Below are 17,464 nucleotides of genomic sequence, written 5' to 3' on the forward strand. Positions count from 1 at the left end.
CGATCTCGACTCCGGACTCCCTCCATGATTAATTGGTTGCCTTGAAGAGGTGGTTGTTGATGCGCCGGCGGTTGTGGAAATTTCTTCCCATCGTCCTGATGGCTCTCGCGGTGCAAGTCCTTGCACCGATCGGTGCCTGCTGGGCGGCCAGCATCGCCGCCTCCGATCCCCTCCATGCGGCTCCGATCTGCTCGGGCGGTGCCGCTTCGGCGACCGACCAGACCGGTCAAACCGGCCAGCATCGTGCCCATGACGGCGCCTGCGCGATGTGCTGCGTGGCGCATGCGGGCGCAACCCTCGACACGCCCGAAGCGACCTTCGCAACGCCGTTGCGAGGCTCCGAGCGCGTGGTGTGGCTCGATGCCGCGCCCGACCGGCAGGGTTCCCGGGCCGGCTGGCACGCCCAGGCCCGCGCGCCTCCGTCCATTTCCTGACGACCAAACACTCCCCGTGATCGGTATGGCGCAGGCCATGCCGAATGGTGCCGTTGATCTGACTGGCCGCTGCGCCAGCGTCAGGAATGTCGAATGTCCAGTGCTCATAATGTCTCACGCGTGCTCGCGCGCCGCTTCTTGCTGGCCTCCGCCGCCGCGATCGTTTCTGTTTCCGCAGCTGCGCAAACCAGCCCGCAAGCGCCGCTGCCAGCCATTACCGTCGATGCGCCCCAGCAAAGGCGCGCTGCGGCGGCCCGCCCGCCGCAGCGCAGCGTCGCGCCCTCGGCGCGGGCGTCCCGTGTCAGCAATCCCGCCGCACCCGCCGCGAGCGATCAGGCGAGGGGACCCGCGCTGACGGTCCTCACCGTGCAACAGGCGCTGCGCGACATTCAGCAGACCCCCGGCGGCGTCGCCATCGTGCCCGCCGAGGCCTATCGGAATTCGACTGTCGCCAACACCATCAAGGACGTTCTGGATTACGTCCCGGGCGTATTCGCGCAGCCCAAATGGGGCGACGATACGAGGCTGTCGATCCGCGGTTCCGGCCTGTCGCGCAACTTCCATCTGCGTGGCGTCCAGCTCTACATGGACGGGATTCCGATCAACACCGCCGACGGCTATGGCGATTTCCAGGAAATCGATCCCACCGCCTACAAATACGTCGCGGTTTACAAGGGCGCCAATGCCCTGCAATTCGGCGCCAACTCAATGGGCGGCGCCATCAATTTTGTAACGGCAACCGGCCGCGATCCGTTTCCGAACGGGGTGTCGGCCGATATGGGGGCATTCGGGTTCAATCGGCTGCAAGCCAATGCCGGCGGCGCCAACGGTCCATGGGACGGCTTCGTCACCGCCTCGACGCAGGCTTCGGACGGCTTCAGGGATCACAGCAACGGGCATGCCACGCGCCTCAGCGGCAATGTCGGCTATCAGTTCTCGCCTGACGTCGAGACCCGGTTTTACCTGAACGCCAACGAAGTGCGCCAGCGCATCCCCGGCGCCGTCACCAAGGTTTCTGCCTTGAGCAATCCCCAAGCCGCCGCGCCCGCAAACGTCGCGATGGACCAGCAGCGCAATATCGATACCGTGCGGCTGGCCAACAAGACGACGATCCGCCTCGATAATACGATCATCGACTTCGGCGTCTTCGGCGCCGACCGCCATTTGATGCACCCGATCTTTCAATGGCTCGACTACCGTTACGAGGACTACGGCGGCTTCGCCAAAGTCACCGACGACCGGTTGATCGGCGGCTTCCGCAACCGCCTCGTCGCCGGCGTCAACGTCCTGAACGGCAGCATCGACAATCAGCAGTTCGCGAATGTCGGCGGCCGGAAGGGCGCGCTGCTGTCGTCCTCCATCGATCGTTCGAAAAACACCTCCCTCTTCATGGAGGACAGTTTTTACTTCCTGCCGAACGTCGCCGCGATCGCCGGAACGCAATTCCTCTACGCTGCCCGCAACCGGCAGGATCGCTTTCTCACCAACGGCGATGATTCGGGCGCGACCAAGTTCAGTCTGTGGTCGCCGAAGGCCGGTCTGCTCTGGGATATCGATCCGACCTGGCAGGCCTACGCCAACATCTCGCGAAGCGCCGAGGTGCCGAGTTTCGGCGAAAGTTCGAACGGAGGAGGAGGCACGCAGGTCATTGCCTTCACCAGTATCCGCCCGCAGATCGCCACCACCTATGAGATCGGAACCCGCATGAAGCGGCCCGATTACGCCTGGGAGATCACGGCCTATCGCGCCAACATCCGTGACGAGCTACAATGCATCTTCGGCAACGCCGCCGGAACCTGTAACGTCACCAACGCCGATCTCACCATTCACCAGGGCATCGAAGCGGGTGCCGGCGCCGCGATTTTCCGCGGCATCTTCGACAACGGCCCGGCACCCGACAAGATCTGGCTGAATGTTGCGTACACGCTGAACGATTTCCGTTTCGACAACGATCCAAACTTCCGCAACAACGTACTGCCCGGGGCGCCGCGCCACTACCTCCGTGCCGAGGTGCTGTACAAGAATCCGACAGGTTTCTATTTCGGGCCCAATATAGAATGGGTGCCGCAGTCGTATTTTGTCGACAACGCGAACACGCTGAAGACCGAGCCCTATGCGATCTGGGGCCTCAAGGCAGGCGTCGACAATGGTGGAACTTATTCGATGTATGTCGAAGCCAGAAATATCGGCAACAAGGCCTATATTGCCTCCGCCAGCATCATCAACACGGCCAGTTCGGCATCGCTGCTGTTCGAGCCCGGGTCGGGTCGCGCCGTGTATGCGGGCGTCAAGGCCCGCTGGTAAAATGAACCACGGGCCGGGGCCGATATCCTCGCGACTAACTCCTTCACCGAAGAAAAAAGGGACAAGAGACATGAAACAAGCCGTACGCACCCTAAGCTACGCCGCTGCCTTCGCCGCCCTGCTGATCGCGCCCGCGGGCGCGCAGAACGTCAAGGCCGGCGATCTCGTGATCAGTCAGGCCTGGAGCCGCGCCACGCCGGGCGGGGCGAAAGTCGCCGGCGGGTATCTCAATATCGAGAACAAGGGCGCCGCCGCGGATCGGCTGATCGGCGGTTCGGCTGATGTGGCCGGCAAGTTCGAAGTCCACGAGATGGCCGTCAAGGATGGCGTCATGACGATGCGTCCGCTCGACAAGGGACTCGCCATCGAGCCGGGCAAGACGGTCAAGCTCGCGCCCGGCGGCTATCACCTGATGCTGATGGATCTCAAGGGCCCGCTCAAGCAGGGTGACAAGGTGCCGGTCACGCTCGAGTTCGAGAAGGCCGGAAAGGTGAAGGTCTCGTTCGACGTGCAGGGGGTGGGCGCGCAGGCTCCGGCGGGCGCGGGTCATTCCGGCGGTCACGACATGAAACACACGCCCGGTCATTCCGGCATGAAGAAGTGAGGTCCCTGATGTCGAAAGCCATCCTTCTCGCCGCCATCGCCACAACAGCAGCATGGCCGGCCGCCGCGCACGTCTCGCTGGAAAATCGTCAGGCGCCGGTCGGTGCGGGCTACAAGGCGGTATTCACCGTGCCGCATGGCTGCGCCGGCTCCGCCACGACAAAAATCCGCGTGCAAATCCCCGAAGGCGTGATTGCGGTCAAGCCGATGCCGAAAGCGGGCTGGAGCGTCGAGGCGATCAGCGGCAAATACGCCGTCGAGTACAGCTATCACGGCCGGAAATTCACCGAGGGTGTCAAGGAAGTGGTGTGGAGCGGCGGCAAGCTGCCCGACAGCCATTACGACGAGTTCGTCATCAGCACCTATCTGACCGGCGGCCTCAAGCCCAACACCACGCTGTACTTCCCGGTGGTGCAAGAATGCGAGCAGGGGGTCAGCCGCTGGATCGACATCCCGGCGCCGGGCGCCGGCCATTCCCATGACGACAAATCGCCGGCGCCGGGTGTCAGGTTGATGCCGAGACCGTAAGGCGGAAAGCGGATGCGCCTGATCGCCGGCCTGGCAATACTGCTGTCGGTTCTCTGCCACGCCACCGGCGCATCCGCCCATGCCACGCTGGTGTCGACCGATCCCGGCGACGGCAGCATCCTGGCGCAGGCGCCGAAGTCGGTTCACCTGCGATTCAACGAGGCGATAACGCCGGCGGTGGTCCGCGTGATCGATGCGGCCGGCACGACGCGCGACGATGTAACCGTACGTGTCGCCGGCGATACCATCACTGTGACGCTGCCGGACAATCTGCCGCGCGGAACCCAGGTCGTCAGCTACCGCGCCACCTCGGAAGACGGCCACCCGGTCGCGGGCTCGATGGTGTTTTCGATCGGCGCCGCGACCGGCGCGGTGGCGAACGAGAGCCGCAGCAGTTCCGTCAACGGCCTGATCTGGCTGGCGCGGATCGGGGTCTATCTCGGGCTGTTTGTCGGCGTCGGCGGCGCATTCTTCATAGGCTGGATTGGCCTGATACGGGCGGGTTCGCGGCTGGTCGTCGTCGCCCTGGTGGCAGGCCTGGTCAGCGCGGCGGCGGGGCTCGGGCTGCAGGGGCTCGACTTGCTGGATCTGCCGCCGGACAGCCTGTTGACGGCGGCGCCCTGGAAGGCCGCCGCGGCAACCAGCCTGTTCCAGTCCCTGCTGATCGCGATGGCGGCGATGACCGCCGGCATATTTGCGCTGCGGAGCGGGGTCGCGGGTGTCGCCAGGACGCTGTCGGCATTCGCGCTGGCCGGCGTTGGCCTGTCGCTCGCCTCCAGCGGGCATGCCGCGACCGCGACGCCGCAATGGCTGACCGCCCCGGCCGTGTTCCTGCATGGCGTGGGCGCAGCCTTCTGGGTCGGTGCGCTCGCGCCTTTGGCGGCGATGGCGTGGCGGCCGGCGCAACCGCTGCTGCCGGTCCTGAACCGGTTCTCCCATGCCGCGATTTTCATCGTGGCCATGCTGGTGCTGACAGGGCTGGCGCTGGCCATCGTCCAGCTCGGGAGTTTTGGCGCGCTGATCGACAGCCGATACGGGATCATCCTGTCGATCAAGCTTGCGCTGGTCGCGGCACTGCTCGGGCTCGCGGCGCTGAACCGTTTTCGGCTGACATCCGCCCTTGCAATCAATCCCCAAAACACCCGGCCGCTGCGGCGATCGATCCTGGCCGAGTGGATCATCGCCGTGGCCATACTGGCCGTGGTCGTCGGCTGGCGCTTCACGCCGCCGCCGCGCGCGCTGGCTGCGGCCGCCGCCCCGCCGCTGGCGATCCATATCCACACCGAGAAGGCCATGTTCCAGGTGCTGGTTTCACCGGGCAAAGTGGGCGTCGACCATTTCGTCCTGCAACTGATGAACGGCGAGGGCACGCCACTGGCAGCCAAGGAAGCCACCCTGACGCTGAGCGTGCCGGAGCGCGGCATCGAGCCGTTCGAGCGCAAGGCCGTGCTCGGCGCCGACGGCTACTGGTCGGTCCGCGGCGTCGCGATCCCCTTTGCCGGCCGCTGGCATTTGCGCATCGATGCCCTGGTGACGGATTTCGAGAAGATCACACTGGAAGACGATTTCGACGTGCCGTCGCGCTGAAGGGATTTCAGCAAGGAATTTCAAGAGGATTTCCGGCCGCCTTTCACAAGGCCGCGTTTGCGCCTTAATCGCAAGGTCCATTGGACTGGTAAAAGTGACGCGTAATCCGCTGTTTTAGCGGCTTTTTCCGACCCCGCCCTTGTGTTTTTGCAGCCGATCCGGTTTCACTGGCACGCACCCCGTGTTCCCCCGATTCTTCGAGTGTCCTCATGCGATTGTCGCGGTTTTTTCTGCCCATCCTTAAAGAGAATCCGAAGGAGGCCGAGATCGTCTCGCATCGCCTGATGCTGCGTGCGGGCATGATGCGGCAGGAGGCGGCCGGCATCTATGCCTGGCTGCCGCTGGGGCTGAGGGTGCTGAAGAAGATCGAGCAGATCGTCCGCGAGGAACAGAACCGCGCCGGCGCCATCGAGCTGTTGATGCCGACGCTGCAACTGGCTGATCTCTGGCGCGAAAGCGGCCGCTACGACGCCTATGGTCCGGAAATGCTCCGCATCACCGACCGCCACAAGCGCGAGCTGCTATACGGGCCGACCAACGAGGAAATGATCACCGGGATCTTTCGCTCCTATGTGAAGTCCTACAAGAGCCTGCCGCTCAATCTCTATCATATTCAATGGAAATTCCGCGACGAGCAGCGTCCGCGTTTCGGCGTGATGCGCGGCCGCGAATTCCTGATGAAAGATGCCTATTCGTTCGACGTCGACGAGGCCGCGGCGCGGCGCTCCTACAACCGGATGTTCGTCGCCTATCTCAGGACCTTCGCCCGGATGGGATTGAAGGCGATTCCGATGCGCGCCGAGACCGGTCCGATCGGCGGCGATCTCAGCCATGAATTCATCGTGCTCGCCGAAACCGGCGAGTCCGCGGTGTACTGCGACAGCGACGTGCTCAATCTGCCGGTGCCCGGCGACGACATCGACTACGAAAGCGATCTCGCCCCGATCATCAAGCAATGGACTTCGGTCTATGCCGCGACCGAGGACGTGCACGACGCCGCGCGTTTCGACAGCGAAGTCCCCGCTGAGAAGAAGGTGCAGACCCGGGGCATCGAGGTCGGCCAGATCTTCTATTTCGGCACCAAATATTCCGACACGATGAAGGCCCTGGTGGCTGGCTCCGACGGCGCCGAACTGGCGGTTCACGGCGGCTCCTACGGCGTCGGCGTCTCGCGGCTGGTCGGCGCCATCATCGAGGCCTGCCATGACGATGCCGGCATCAAATGGCCGGAGGCGGTGGCGCCGTTCAAGGCTGTCATCCTGAACCTGAAGCAGGGCGCCGAGGATGTCGATGCGGCCTGCATGACGCTTTATCGCGAGCTCGAGGCCAAGGGCGTCGAGGTGCTCTATGACGACACCGACCAGCGCGCCGGCGCGAAATTCGCCGCCGCCGACCTGATCGGCATTCCCTGGCAGATTCTGGTCGGCCCCAAGGGCCTCGCCGACGGCAAGCTCGAGCTGAAGCGGCGCAGCGACGGGACGCGGGAGAATCTGAGCCCGGCGGAAGTCGTGGCGCGGCTGACTTCGTGACGAATTATCCACCGCGACAGGTGGAATGTCGGACGACACGGCCACAATTGGCCCGAATCGTGTGAGAATCGAACTATGGATGAAGCCATGAGCGAGCCAGTTCGAACCCCACCTTTCGCGCCCTTCGAATGGCTCTTGTCCGGACGCTATCTGCGCGCGCGCCGCAAGGAAGGTTTTATCTCCGTGATCGCCGGGTTCTCGTTCCTCGGCATCATGCTCGGCGTTGCCACCCTGATCATCGTGATGGCCGTGATGAACGGCTTCCGCAAGGAATTGCTGGACAAGATCCTCGGCGTCAACGGCCATATCCTGGTGCAGCCCTTGGAATCGCCGCTGACCGACTGGAAGGACGTCGCCGAGCGCATCAGTCAGGTCCAGGGCATCCGCCTCGCGGCCCCCGTGGTAGATGGCCAGGCGCTGGGCTCCTCGGCCTTCAACGCCGCCGGCGTGTTCGTGCGCGGCATCCGCGCCGCCGATCTCGTCAACCTCACCTCGATCGCCAAGAACATCAAGCAGGGCTCGCTCGAGGGTTTCGACGAGGGGCAGGGCGTCGCCATCGGCCGGCGGCTCGCCGATCAATTGTCGCTGCATTCCGGCGACAGCATCACGCTGGTGGCGCCGAAAGGCGCGGTGACCCCGATGGGCACCACGCCGCGCATCAAACCCTACAAGGTGGCCGCGGTGTTCGAGGTCGGGATGTCGGAATATGACGGCATCTTCGTCTTCATGCCGCTGCCGGAGGCGCAGGCCTATTTCAACCGCAAGGACGACGTCACCGCAATCGAGGTGTTCACCACCAATCCCGACAAGGTCGATGTCTTCCGCAAGACCGTGACCGAGGCAGCGGGGCGGCCGGTGTTTCTGGTCGACTGGCGGCAGCGCAATTCGACCTTCTTCAACGCGCTTCAGGTCGAACGCAACGTGATGTTCCTGATCCTGACCATGATCGTGCTGGTCGCGGCGCTCAACATCGTCTCCGGCCTGATCATGCTGGTGAAGGACAAGGGACAGGACATCGCGATCCTGCGCACCATGGGGGCTTCGCAGGGGTCGATCATGCGGATTTTCCTGATTACGGGGGCTGCGATCGGCGTGGTCGGCACGCTGACCGGATTTTTCGTCGGCATGGTGATCTGCCTGAATATCGAATCGATCCGCCAGTTCCTGTCCTGGATGACCAGCACCGAATTGTTTCCACCGGAGCTCTATTTCCTCTCCAAGATGCCGGCCGAGATCGACGTCGGCGAGACCATCGCGGTCGTGATCATGGCGCTGACGCTGTCGTTCCTGGCGACGCTGTACCCGTCGTGGCGTGCCGCGCGCCTCGATCCCGTCGATGCGCTCCGCTATGAGTGAGGGCCAGATGGAGCAGGGGGCGGAAGATGTACCGGTTGTCTATCTCCACGAGATAAAACGCCAGTATACCCAAGGCACGGAGACGCTGACCATTCTCGACGGCGCCAAGCTCGCGCTGTGGGCAGGGCAGTCGGTCGCGCTGGTGGCGCCCTCGGGCGCCGGCAAATCGACGCTGCTGCATATCGCGGGCCTGCTGGAGACCCCCGACGACGGCGAGGTCTATATTAGCGGGGCGCCGACCTCGCAATTGTCCGATATCGAGCGAACCATGATCCGCCGCAGCGATATCGGCTTCGTCTATCAGTCGCACCGGCTATTGCCGGAATTCACCGCGCTGGAAAACGTCATGCTGCCGCAGATGATCCGCGGCCTCAAGCGCGATGAAACCGTCAAGCGCGCCACCGAAATCCTGGCCTATCTCGGCCTCAGCGAGCGCATCAAGCACCGGCCCTCCGAACTGTCGGGCGGCGAGCAGCAGCGGGTCGCGATCGCGCGCGCGGTCGCCAACGCGCCGCGGGTGTTGTTTGCCGACGAGCCGACCGGAAACCTCGATCCGCATACCGCCGATCACGTGTTCGGGGCGTTGATGCAACTGGTCGCGGCGACCCGCGTCGCGATGCTGATCGTGACGCACAATATGGAACTGGCGGGCCGGATGGACCGCCGCGTGTCGCTGGTCGACGGCAAGGTCGTCGAGCTCGACTAGTTCTTGATGGGTCGGGAGGCCCTGCTGCAGGGCCTCCCCAAAAATCTCGAAATCAACCCCATGCACAGATCGCGTGCGCCCTATTATGATACCGTTGGCGCAAAGCTATCGCCGCTCGGGACCGATCAGGTGGCCGGCCGTTGCCGCTGTGAGCGCCGAGGCCCCGCGAAATAGGGATTGATCTCACACTGCGCGGCGCGGCCCGATGCCGAGCCGGCGCACTGGGCCAGCGAGGTGTAGCGGCATTCCCAGTAGGTGATCAGTCCATACACGTGCAGGCAAACCGGATAGGCCGGGTCATAGGTCTGGGCCGCCGCCGGTGCGGTTGCCGAGATCGATGCGATAGCCGCAATCGCCAAAGCCAGTTTACGCATCGGTGCCTCCTTCGGACGCGCCATCATTACCGGGGATAGGGGGGCGGCAAGCGGTCGCGGCCACGCGCGGCCCGGGGATCTCTGTCCGGGCCGGGATCGTAATAGGGATTTTCGATGCACCAGAGAAAACGCCCCGAAGCGGTGGCCTGGCACTGCTCATAGCTGGTGAAGTTGCATTGGCTCAGGCCGGGAATTTCGTTGCCCTGGATGCAATAGGGATAGCGGGTGCCGACGGCCTCGGCCGGCGCTGCGCCGACCATCGCGAGGCCGCCCGCGCTCAACAGAGCCAGAACCAGGTTACGCATCAAAATCTCCCATCGGCCGCTGCCGCGCTTCGTCGAATCCTTGATGGAAACCAGAACCGGTCCGGCGGCACTTCGTCAACTCACGTTCGTGCGTGCTAAGCCTTCGAGCGAGATCGCTCAATCGCGTCGACGAGGGCCGCCGTGACGCGGTCTACGGGCAGCGAGGCGTCGATGGTTCCAAGCACGCCCCTGGCGGCATGGCCGATCGCGATCGCACCCATGTTGATGGGCCGCTCGCGCTATCGCTCGTTCTGCCGGTTCTGCGCACCGCGATGGGGCTCCGGCGAGCGCGGGGCGCCGGGGCGGCAGACGCCGCCCCGCAAGGCTCGGTCAATGTGCCGGGGCTGCCGCTGGCATTGCTGCGGTCGAAACCGGCCGGATCGACAGCAGCAGAATCAGCCCGGACAACAGATAGAGCGCAATCACGAAGTACATGCTGTAAGCATTGTCACCGGTGGTTTTGACGATGAACCCGTTGATCGAAGGGGTTATCGCCGGACCGAGATTGCCGAGGCTGCTGATCAGCGCGAGGCCGCCAGCGGCGGCACCCACCGACAGATATTCGCTGATCAGCGCAAAGAACAGCGGTGTCGCAGACGCGATTCCGATCACCGCGAACGACAGCGCCAGCACCGAGCCGACCAGGTGGCCCTGAAACAGCGTGGTCACGAACAGGCCGATGGCCGCGATTGCGACGCAGGCCGCGAAATGCCATCGCCGTTCACGCCATTTATCCGAATTGCGGCCGATCAGGATCATGCCAATCACGCCGACGGCATTCGGGATCGCCGCATAGATTCCGATCAGCATCAAATCCTTGACGCCCCAGCTCTGGATCAGGGTCGGCAACCAGAAGACCATGGTATAGGTCGCGCCGAGCAGACAGAAATAGACGAGCGCCAGCAAATAGACCTTGGGATCTCCCAGCATCTGACCGAACGTTCCGGCAGGCTCGTTTTCAACGTTCTTGACGTCGCGCCGGAAACTGTCGCCGAGCAATTCCTTTTCGCGGTTGGAGAGCCAGGTGGCGCTGGCGGGCTTGTCCTCCAGCAGGAGATAGACCAGCACGCCGAGAACGACCGCAGGCATTCCCTGCACCAGGAACAGCCATTGCCAGCCGTGAAGACCGGCGAAGCCGTCGAAATACTTCAAGGTCGCGCCGCACAGCGGACCTGCGATCACGGAGATGATGGTGGTCGCCGACATGAAGGTGGCAATCACCTGTCCACGCCGCACCGACGGGTACCAGTAGGTGAAATACAGAATGACGCCGGGGAAGAAGCCCGCCTCGAACACGCCGAGCAGAAATCGCAGCACATAGAACTGCAGCGGCGTGGAGACGAACATCATGGCCGACGCCGTGAGGCCCCACAGCACCATGATGCGCAGCAATGTCTTGCGTGCGCCGATCCTCTCCAGCAGCAGGTTGCTCGGCACCTCGAACAGGAAATAGCCGATGAAGAACACGCCCGCACCGAGGCCATAGACGGTGTCGTCGAACGGCAAGGTCTGCTTCATCTGGAGTTGCGCATAGCCGATGTTGATGCGATCGAGATAGGCGATCATGTAGGCGATCAGCAGTATCGGAATCAGTCGCCAGCTCACCCGCGAAAACAGCGCCTTGATCTCCGCGCTCTCGGGCGCCAGCGCTTGCGGCGACGACTTGTTCGTATCGATTGGATGCATGGCCGTTCCCCCCTTTGAAGACTCTTTGGTTGTTACGCAGCGGTCGCGCTGCCGGACGCCCGTTCGACCGGTGGCAGCGCCTCGATCTCGCGCAGCGCGGCCCGCAGGTGCTCCACCAGCTCGTAGGACTCGTCCTGCGACAACACGCGGCGGCAGGCGGTAAGACCGAATTCCAGCAAGCCCGCGTAGCTTTGCACCGTGATGTTCAGCGCACTGCCATGATACGGGATCGACACCGGGTGGTAGTGCACCATCCGCGCGCCGGCCATGTAGAGCGGCATCGACGGGCCCGGAACATTGGAGATCAGGACATTGCCGGCCGCTGGCGCGCGACCCGCGAAGTTGGAGCGGCCGAGCAGCGAGGCGAGCCCGGTCATCAACCAGGGCGAGCCCGTGATCGGCACGTTGACCCCGAGCACCGGTTTGAGCTCCCGCACCACCGCCTTGGCGGCCTCTGACGAGGCATGGATCGCCTTGAAGCGCGCCGGCAGCTCCTTGATGTCGGTCGCCAGGTCGACGCGGACCATGGACACCTGATTGTTCATCGCGCTGTCGCCTTCCGCGCGAAGGCTCACGGGAACCACCGCGATAAGCGGTTCCTTCGGAAGCAGATCACGCTCCCTGAGGAAGCGATCCAGCGCGACGCTGCACACGGCCATGACGATGGTGTTGACGGTGCCGCCGACCCGCTTGCCGAGTTCCTTGATGTCCGCCAGCGGCAGCGACAACGTCGTGTAGGAGCGCTGGTTCGTGATTGATTCGTTGAAGATCGTCCTTGGGGCGAGGCCGAGATTCAGGGAGCGTTCGCCGCCGGCCGTGCGCTGGCTTGCGAGGACGGTTGCCGCTGCGGTGAGCGCCTTGGCAGCGGTAGGCAGCAGATCCGCCAGCTTGCGATATTGTTGGGCCGAATTGGCGACCGCCGCTTGCAACAGTTCGGTGACGCCAAGCTGGTAGGAGACGGCGCCGCTACGCTTGCGGCGTGGCGGCGGCACCTCGCGCATCTGCGGCGAGACATCGTAGAGCACCTTGGCAAGCTCGACCCCGGCCTTGCCGTCGACGCCGCTGTGGTGCGCCTTGGAATAGAACGCGACCTGTCCGTTCTCGAGGCCCTCGATGACGTACATTTCCCACAATGGCCGGCTGCGGTCGAGCAACGTCGAATGCAGCCGCGCGATCAACTGCTCGAGCTGCGCCATCGTGCCGGGCCGGCGCAGCGTAACGCTGCGCACATGATAGTCGAGATCGATGTCGTCATCCTCGATCCATACCGGTTCGGCGAGCTCGAAGGGCATCTGCGCCAGCTTGCGGCAAAGTACCGAAGCCAGATGCAGGCGCTTGCCAAGCATGGTCTTCACTTCTTCGTAGTAGTCGCCCTGATATCCCTCGGGGAGCTCGAACGCCATCAGGCTACCGACATGCATCGGCGTCTCCGGCGTTTCGAGATGCAGGAAGGAGGCATCCATGCCACTGAGTTGATCCATCCTCATCGCTCCTTTGTGGTGTCGAGGAAATGCGCGCATCCGGCGCTGAAGTCGTTCATCCTGCCGCTCCCGCGCGCCTCACTTGCCGGCGCTCCTCTTCGTCGTACAAATCCTTCTTCGAAATCTTTCCCACGGCGGTCTTCGGCAACTCGGGGCGGATGTCGAGCGCCTGCACCATCTCGTGTTTGCCGAGTTTGTCCTTCAGGAACGCCTGGAGCTCGCCGAGCGAAGGCGCCGCCGCACCGGCTCTCAGCTTGATGAAGGCCTTGGGCGACTGGCCGCGGTAGTCATCATGGATGCCTATTACCGCTACTTCCTCGACCGAGGGATGCATGTAGATCGCTTCCTCAAGCACGCGCGGATAGACATTGAAGCCGCTGCACAGCAGCATGTCCTTGGTACGATCGACGATGAATATGAATCCATCCTGATCCATGTAACCGACGTCGCCGGTGCGCAGGAAGCCGTCGGACGTGGTGACATCGGCGGTCGCCTGCGGATTGTTCCAGTAACCCTTCATGACGTTGGCGCCGTTGACGCAGATTTCCCCGCGCTCGCCGAGCGGGACGTACTGCTCCCCACCGTCGAGACCGAGGAACTTGATCACGATGCCGGGCGCCGGCATTCCGCACGATCCGGCCTTCCGCATGCCGCCGGGCTGTGCCGGCGTAAAGGTGCCGCTCGGCGAGGTTTCGGTTATGCCCCAGCCTTCGGTCAGATGGCAGCCGGTGATATCCGCGAACCGTTGCGCCACTTCGAGCGGCAGCGGCGCTCCGCCCGAACCGCAATATTTGAGCGAGCGAAGGCTGTGCTTCGGCGTCTCGGGATGGTTGATCAGCGCTGTGAACATCGTCGGCACGCCGCAGAACACGTTAACCTGCTTCTGCGAAATTTCCGCCAACGCAGCCGCAGGATCGAAGCGCACATGCTGAATGATTTCGGCGCCGGCGAGGATGCCGAACAGCACGTTCACGGTGAGCGCGTAGATGTGAAAGGGTGGCAGCACGGCGAGCATTCGTTCCTGCCCCTCGACCAGCACCGGCGGATTGCCGTGCGTCGTCTCCCAGAACTGCTGGCAGGCCGCCGATAGATTGCCATGCGTCAGCATGGCGCCCTTGGGCAGTCCGGTCGTGCCTCCGGTATATTGCAGCACGGCGATCTGTTCGCGCGGATCTGACATCGGTGGTGTTCCGGCGCGCCGTCATTGTCGAGCAGGTCGGCAAAGCGAATGCGACTGTCGTCCCATGTCACCTCGCTCACTTGCCCGGCCGCCTTCATCTCGCCTGCGAGCACGTCCGGCGACCCCGTCATCTCGGCCAGACTGCCGACGATCAGCTTCCGCAGCCTTGTCTTGCCGAGCATCGCCGCCATCTGCGGATACAGCGTGACGTGGTCGAGCGTGATCAGGAAATCGGTCCGGCTGTCCTCGATCTTGTGTTCGAGAACCCTGGCGGCATCGAGCGGCGAATAGTTGACCACCGTGCCGCCGGCCTTCAGCACGCCGAAGAAGGCGATGACGTAATGTGGCGTGTTATGCAGGAACAGGCCGACATGCACGCCCGGCCGGACGCCGAGTTGCTGGAGCCCCTTCGCCGCGCGATCCACCTGGTCGCCGAGTTCGCGATAGCTCAGACGCTTGCCCATGAACTCGATCGCGGGCCGATCCGGCCATTTCGCGATGGTGTCTTCGAGAATCTTCTGCACCGGCATCGAAACGATTTCGGCGTCCCATCGCACCCCCGCGGGGTAGGATTTGATCCAGGGCATGTCGTTCATCTTGCGGTCCTCCCGGATATGGCTCAGTGGCGCCGGATTACTTCGGCTGCAATAATTTCTGCAGGTTGCCGAGATTTTCCTGCAAGCGATCCTGAACGACCTTCCAGGTGTTGTTGCGGGCCTGCGCTTCCAACTCGGATAATTCGCTGAAATTCGCCAGGGCCTTTTCAACGCCAGCCTTGGCCGCTTCGGCCTGCCTGGCGAGACCGTCGGCGCCGGTCGCGTCCTTGATCGCAGCCTGCCATTGCGCGAGCGTCTCTTGCAGGATCTCGTTGCGCCGCTCGACAAGCGCGGTGACTCCCGCATAGGCCTGCCGGTTGGCTTCGGCCAGCGCTTCCATGTCCTTGCGCTGCCACTCGATCAGGCCCGCGATATCGAGGCCGGGCATTTGAAACTTTTCGAGCAGCGCCTTGAGATCGACGGACGACATCGCGTCGCCAGCCGGCTTGCTGTTTGATTCCATGGAACTCTCCTCTGTTGAACCTGTGTTTGAGACACGACGCGGGGGCACGATGCGCTATGCGGCGAATGGCGCGCCATCGAGGCCCGCGCCAGCGGGACGCCGCGGATCCGGATAGAGCAGGCGCCTGAGGGCGCTGCGGCCGCTGCGATCGAACGGCCGCCATTCGCCTTCCGGCATCGCAAGCCGCTCCGCGACGGCATAGAGCGCGACCGGGTTGTGCCCGAGCCCGCAATGACTGCCTTCCACCTCGATATTCTCGGTCATCGCGCTCTCTTGCTCGCGACAGCCCTGCCACGCGACGATGCCATCGCTGCGGCTATAGATCGCGGTGCTCGGTACCGGCGGCGGCAGCTTCATGGCCTCGCGCCCGGGCCAGTCTTCCGCGCGGCGCCCGCTCAGGGTTTCATAGAGCTGCCAGGCGTTGCTTGCTTTCGGTTCGTTGGCGAAGGGGCTGCCGAGCGTGATCACCTGGCGTACCAGCGATGGCGTCCGTCGCGACGCCTCGCGTGCAAAGACGCCGCCGAGGCTCCAGCCGATCAGGCTGACCTTGCGCTGATAGCGCGCGTGCAATTCTGCGAGCCGTTCATCGATGCCGGGTTCGACGCCGGGATGCGGACCATGGTTCGACCCTTGCTTCCAGCCATGAGCTGCGTAGCCCAGGTCTTTCAGCAGCGTTCGCAGCGGTCGGGTCGAGACATCGCTTGCCGCCAGGCCGGGCAACACCAGCACCGGATGGCCGTCGCCGCGCGGCGCCCGTCGCAGCAACGGATATGTCGTGAAGAACGCCTGCAATTCCCAGATGCCGCGCATCTCGAGCGCCAGCAACAGCCGCGACGGCGGCCCGACGGGTTCGGTTGCCCGATCCATCACACTTCCTCCCCCTCTGGATGCCGCGCTCATGGCGCTCTTCACATCAAGTCTTGACTTGATCGGGGATCGGAACGCTCAGGTTCGGATCAGCCCTTTCGTGCAGCTTGATTTGTGGTCACGGTAACGAGCGCCTGTGACCCTCGAAAGGTGCGAAAGGACCGCTTGCCCGGTGAGTTTGGGACACGACCCGCGATGCGAAGCCCCGTCGGAATCCTGCTGCACCGTAATCGGTCAACGGGCGGCGACCGCCAGGGCCCGGAACAAAATTTTCAAGAACAATCCCATGCCAGGCAGGAAATGGGGCCCGGCTAGATGCCAAGCGAGAGCCGGAAATCAGAGGGAGACTTGCCTGTCCAGCGCAGGAACGCGTGCCGGAAGTTGGCGGCATCGCTATATCCCAGCCGATTGGCAATTTCCTCGTTGGTCATTTTCGTTTTGCGAAGGTACTCGATGGCAAGACGCATCCGCACCTCGGCCAGGATATCGCGGTAGGCTGTGCCTTCCACCTCCAGCCTGCGCCGCAGCGCCCGCGGATGCATCGAAAGCTTTTCGGCAATCACTTCGATGCCGGGGTATCGGCCGCGCAGTTCGATCAGCAACCGCCGAACGTCCGCCGCGACGCCGCCGCCGCGATTGACCTCAGCCATGATCTGCTCGCACATCTCGCGCGCCATGGCGTGGCTGCGTGGGTCCGCGAGTGACACCGGCCCATCGGCTGTCGCCAAGTCATAGCCGTAGGCGTTGCTTCGCTGCGTGAACTGAACCGGACATCCGAACACTTCGTCGTAGACGGCGGCATGTTGCGGCGCCGGATAGACGACGCCGACGTTCGCGAACCCGAATGACGGCCCCACCACATCCCGGGCGATCATCAAATGTGCCGCCAGTGCGAACTCCACCGCAAACCGATAGGCGTCCTCGGTGGGGTCGACCCAATGCCGTGGCTCGACGGTGCACAGCACGGCCGTTCCGTCATAGGCATTGCGGGCATCGCAGAACGGGCCGATCACACGGATGTAGCGGTTGGTGAAATCGCGGAGATCTGCGTAAGTCGGACTGCTCAGCAGCGCGTATCCATACATCCCATATGTCGTGATGCGCATGCGTTGACCGGCGCGGAGCGCGATGGCCGAATCTTTCGACAGGCGGAGGGCATTGCGGATCACCGTATCGAGTTGCCGATACGAAATCTGGGTGGTGTGCGCCTCCAGCTGCGGGCGATCAAGGCCGGTACCGTCGAGAGTTTCGACCGGATCGACGCCTTGCGTGTCGAGCTCCGAAACGATCGCCGCGATCGAATGCGGTGGATAAATGCGCTGCACGAAGTCCTGCCGCGATTGGGAACACGATTCGCCATCCTGTTTTCGTGACTTGGCTCCCACGTTCATGGTCGTGCCTACCACTCCGCTTCCGCGTTACCTGCGGGCAGGGACAGTACTTAGCGCTCGCAGCGCAGACAACG

Annotated in this window: 17 protein-coding genes; 8 read left to right on the forward strand and 9 right to left on the reverse strand. The window is 63.6% G+C overall.

The features are described 5' to 3' along the window. Positions 1–59 precede the first annotated feature (59 nt). From Q7T45_RS11305 to Q7T45_RS11340, 8 genes are all read left to right on the forward strand, one after another. Positions 60–434 (forward strand): DUF2946 domain-containing protein, encoded by a 375-nt coding sequence (locus tag Q7T45_RS11305; protein ID WP_304870738.1) that lies wholly within the window; start codon positions 60–62, stop codon positions 432–434. Between the two features lie 93 nt (positions 435–527). Then, positions 528–2,738 (forward strand): TonB-dependent receptor domain-containing protein, encoded by a 2,211-nt coding sequence (locus tag Q7T45_RS11310; protein ID WP_304870741.1) that lies wholly within the window; start codon positions 528–530, stop codon positions 2,736–2,738. 70 nt (positions 2,739–2,808) lie between these two features. Then, positions 2,809–3,342, forward strand: a complete 534-nt coding sequence (locus tag Q7T45_RS11315) for a copper chaperone PCu(A)C (protein ID WP_304870743.1) — start codon at positions 2,809–2,811, stop codon at positions 3,340–3,342. A gap of 8 nt (positions 3,343–3,350) precedes the next feature. Beyond that, a complete protein-coding gene (locus tag Q7T45_RS11320; RefSeq protein ID WP_304870744.1) occupies positions 3,351–3,869 on the forward strand; it encodes a YcnI family protein in 519 nt (172 codons plus the stop codon). Between the two features lie 12 nt (positions 3,870–3,881). Further along, positions 3,882–5,456, forward strand: coding sequence for a copper resistance CopC/CopD family protein (locus tag Q7T45_RS11325; RefSeq protein WP_304870746.1), 1,575 nt, complete (start codon positions 3,882–3,884; stop codon positions 5,454–5,456). Between the two features lie 209 nt (positions 5,457–5,665). Then, complete coding sequence (gene proS, locus Q7T45_RS11330) at positions 5,666–6,985, forward strand: proline--tRNA ligase (protein ID WP_304870748.1); 1,320 nt, start codon at positions 5,666–5,668, stop codon at positions 6,983–6,985. A gap of 75 nt (positions 6,986–7,060) precedes the next feature. Continuing rightward, entirely contained in the window at positions 7,061–8,341 is a 1,281-nt protein-coding gene (locus Q7T45_RS11335) for a lipoprotein-releasing ABC transporter permease subunit (protein WP_304870750.1), read from the forward strand. A gap of 7 nt (positions 8,342–8,348) precedes the next feature. Continuing rightward, positions 8,349–9,047 (forward strand): ABC transporter ATP-binding protein, encoded by a 699-nt coding sequence (locus tag Q7T45_RS11340; RefSeq protein ID WP_304870837.1) that lies wholly within the window; start codon positions 8,349–8,351, stop codon positions 9,045–9,047. Between the two features lie 125 nt (positions 9,048–9,172). Here the strand turns inward: Q7T45_RS11340 and Q7T45_RS11345 are convergent, their stop codons facing one another. The 9 genes from Q7T45_RS11345 to Q7T45_RS11385 form a co-directional block, all read right to left on the reverse strand. Further along, positions 9,173–9,421 carry a DUF3551 domain-containing protein gene (locus tag Q7T45_RS11345; protein WP_304870752.1) on the reverse strand — a complete coding sequence of 83 codons (249 nt, stop codon included), beginning with the start codon at positions 9,419–9,421 and terminating at the stop codon, positions 9,173–9,175. Positions 9,422–9,447: 26 nt separating this feature from the next. Further along, positions 9,448–9,726: a DUF3551 domain-containing protein gene (locus Q7T45_RS11350; protein ID WP_304870755.1), complete on the reverse strand. Its 279-nt coding sequence runs from the start codon at positions 9,724–9,726 to the stop codon at positions 9,448–9,450. A 330-nt stretch (positions 9,727–10,056) separates the two neighbouring features. After that, entirely contained in the window at positions 10,057–11,412 is a 1,356-nt protein-coding gene (locus Q7T45_RS11355; protein ID WP_304870756.1) for an MFS transporter, read from the reverse strand. Between the two features lie 32 nt (positions 11,413–11,444). Then, positions 11,445–12,893: a wax ester/triacylglycerol synthase family O-acyltransferase gene (locus Q7T45_RS11360; RefSeq protein ID WP_304870757.1), complete on the reverse strand. Its 1,449-nt coding sequence runs from the start codon at positions 12,891–12,893 to the stop codon at positions 11,445–11,447. A 55-nt stretch (positions 12,894–12,948) separates the two neighbouring features. Continuing rightward, positions 12,949–14,073, reverse strand: coding sequence for an AMP-binding protein (locus Q7T45_RS11365; RefSeq protein WP_304870759.1), 1,125 nt, complete (start codon positions 14,071–14,073; stop codon positions 12,949–12,951). Further along, positions 13,995–14,669 carry an AMP-binding protein gene (locus Q7T45_RS11370; RefSeq protein WP_304870761.1) on the reverse strand — a complete coding sequence of 225 codons (675 nt, stop codon included), beginning with the start codon at positions 14,667–14,669 and terminating at the stop codon, positions 13,995–13,997. The genes Q7T45_RS11365 and Q7T45_RS11370 overlap by 79 nt, the downstream gene beginning before the upstream one ends. 37 nt (positions 14,670–14,706) lie before the next feature. Beyond that, the gene (gene phaP / locus Q7T45_RS11375; protein WP_304870763.1) at positions 14,707–15,132 is read right to left on the reverse strand and encodes a phasin family protein; all 426 of its coding nucleotides are present in this window, start codon (positions 15,130–15,132) and stop codon (positions 14,707–14,709) included. Positions 15,133–15,186: 54 nt separating this feature from the next. Continuing rightward, entirely contained in the window at positions 15,187–15,999 is an 813-nt protein-coding gene (locus tag Q7T45_RS11380; RefSeq protein ID WP_304870766.1) for a triacylglycerol lipase, read from the reverse strand. Between the two features lie 311 nt (positions 16,000–16,310). After that, a complete protein-coding gene (locus Q7T45_RS11385) occupies positions 16,311–17,390 on the reverse strand; it encodes an AraC family transcriptional regulator (protein WP_304870767.1) in 1,080 nt (359 codons plus the stop codon). Between the last annotated feature and the right edge of the window lie 74 nt (positions 17,391–17,464).

The sequence above is a fragment of the Bradyrhizobium sp. genome (assembly GCF_030646015.1).
GTDB lineage: Bacteria > Pseudomonadota > Alphaproteobacteria > Rhizobiales > Xanthobacteraceae > Bradyrhizobium.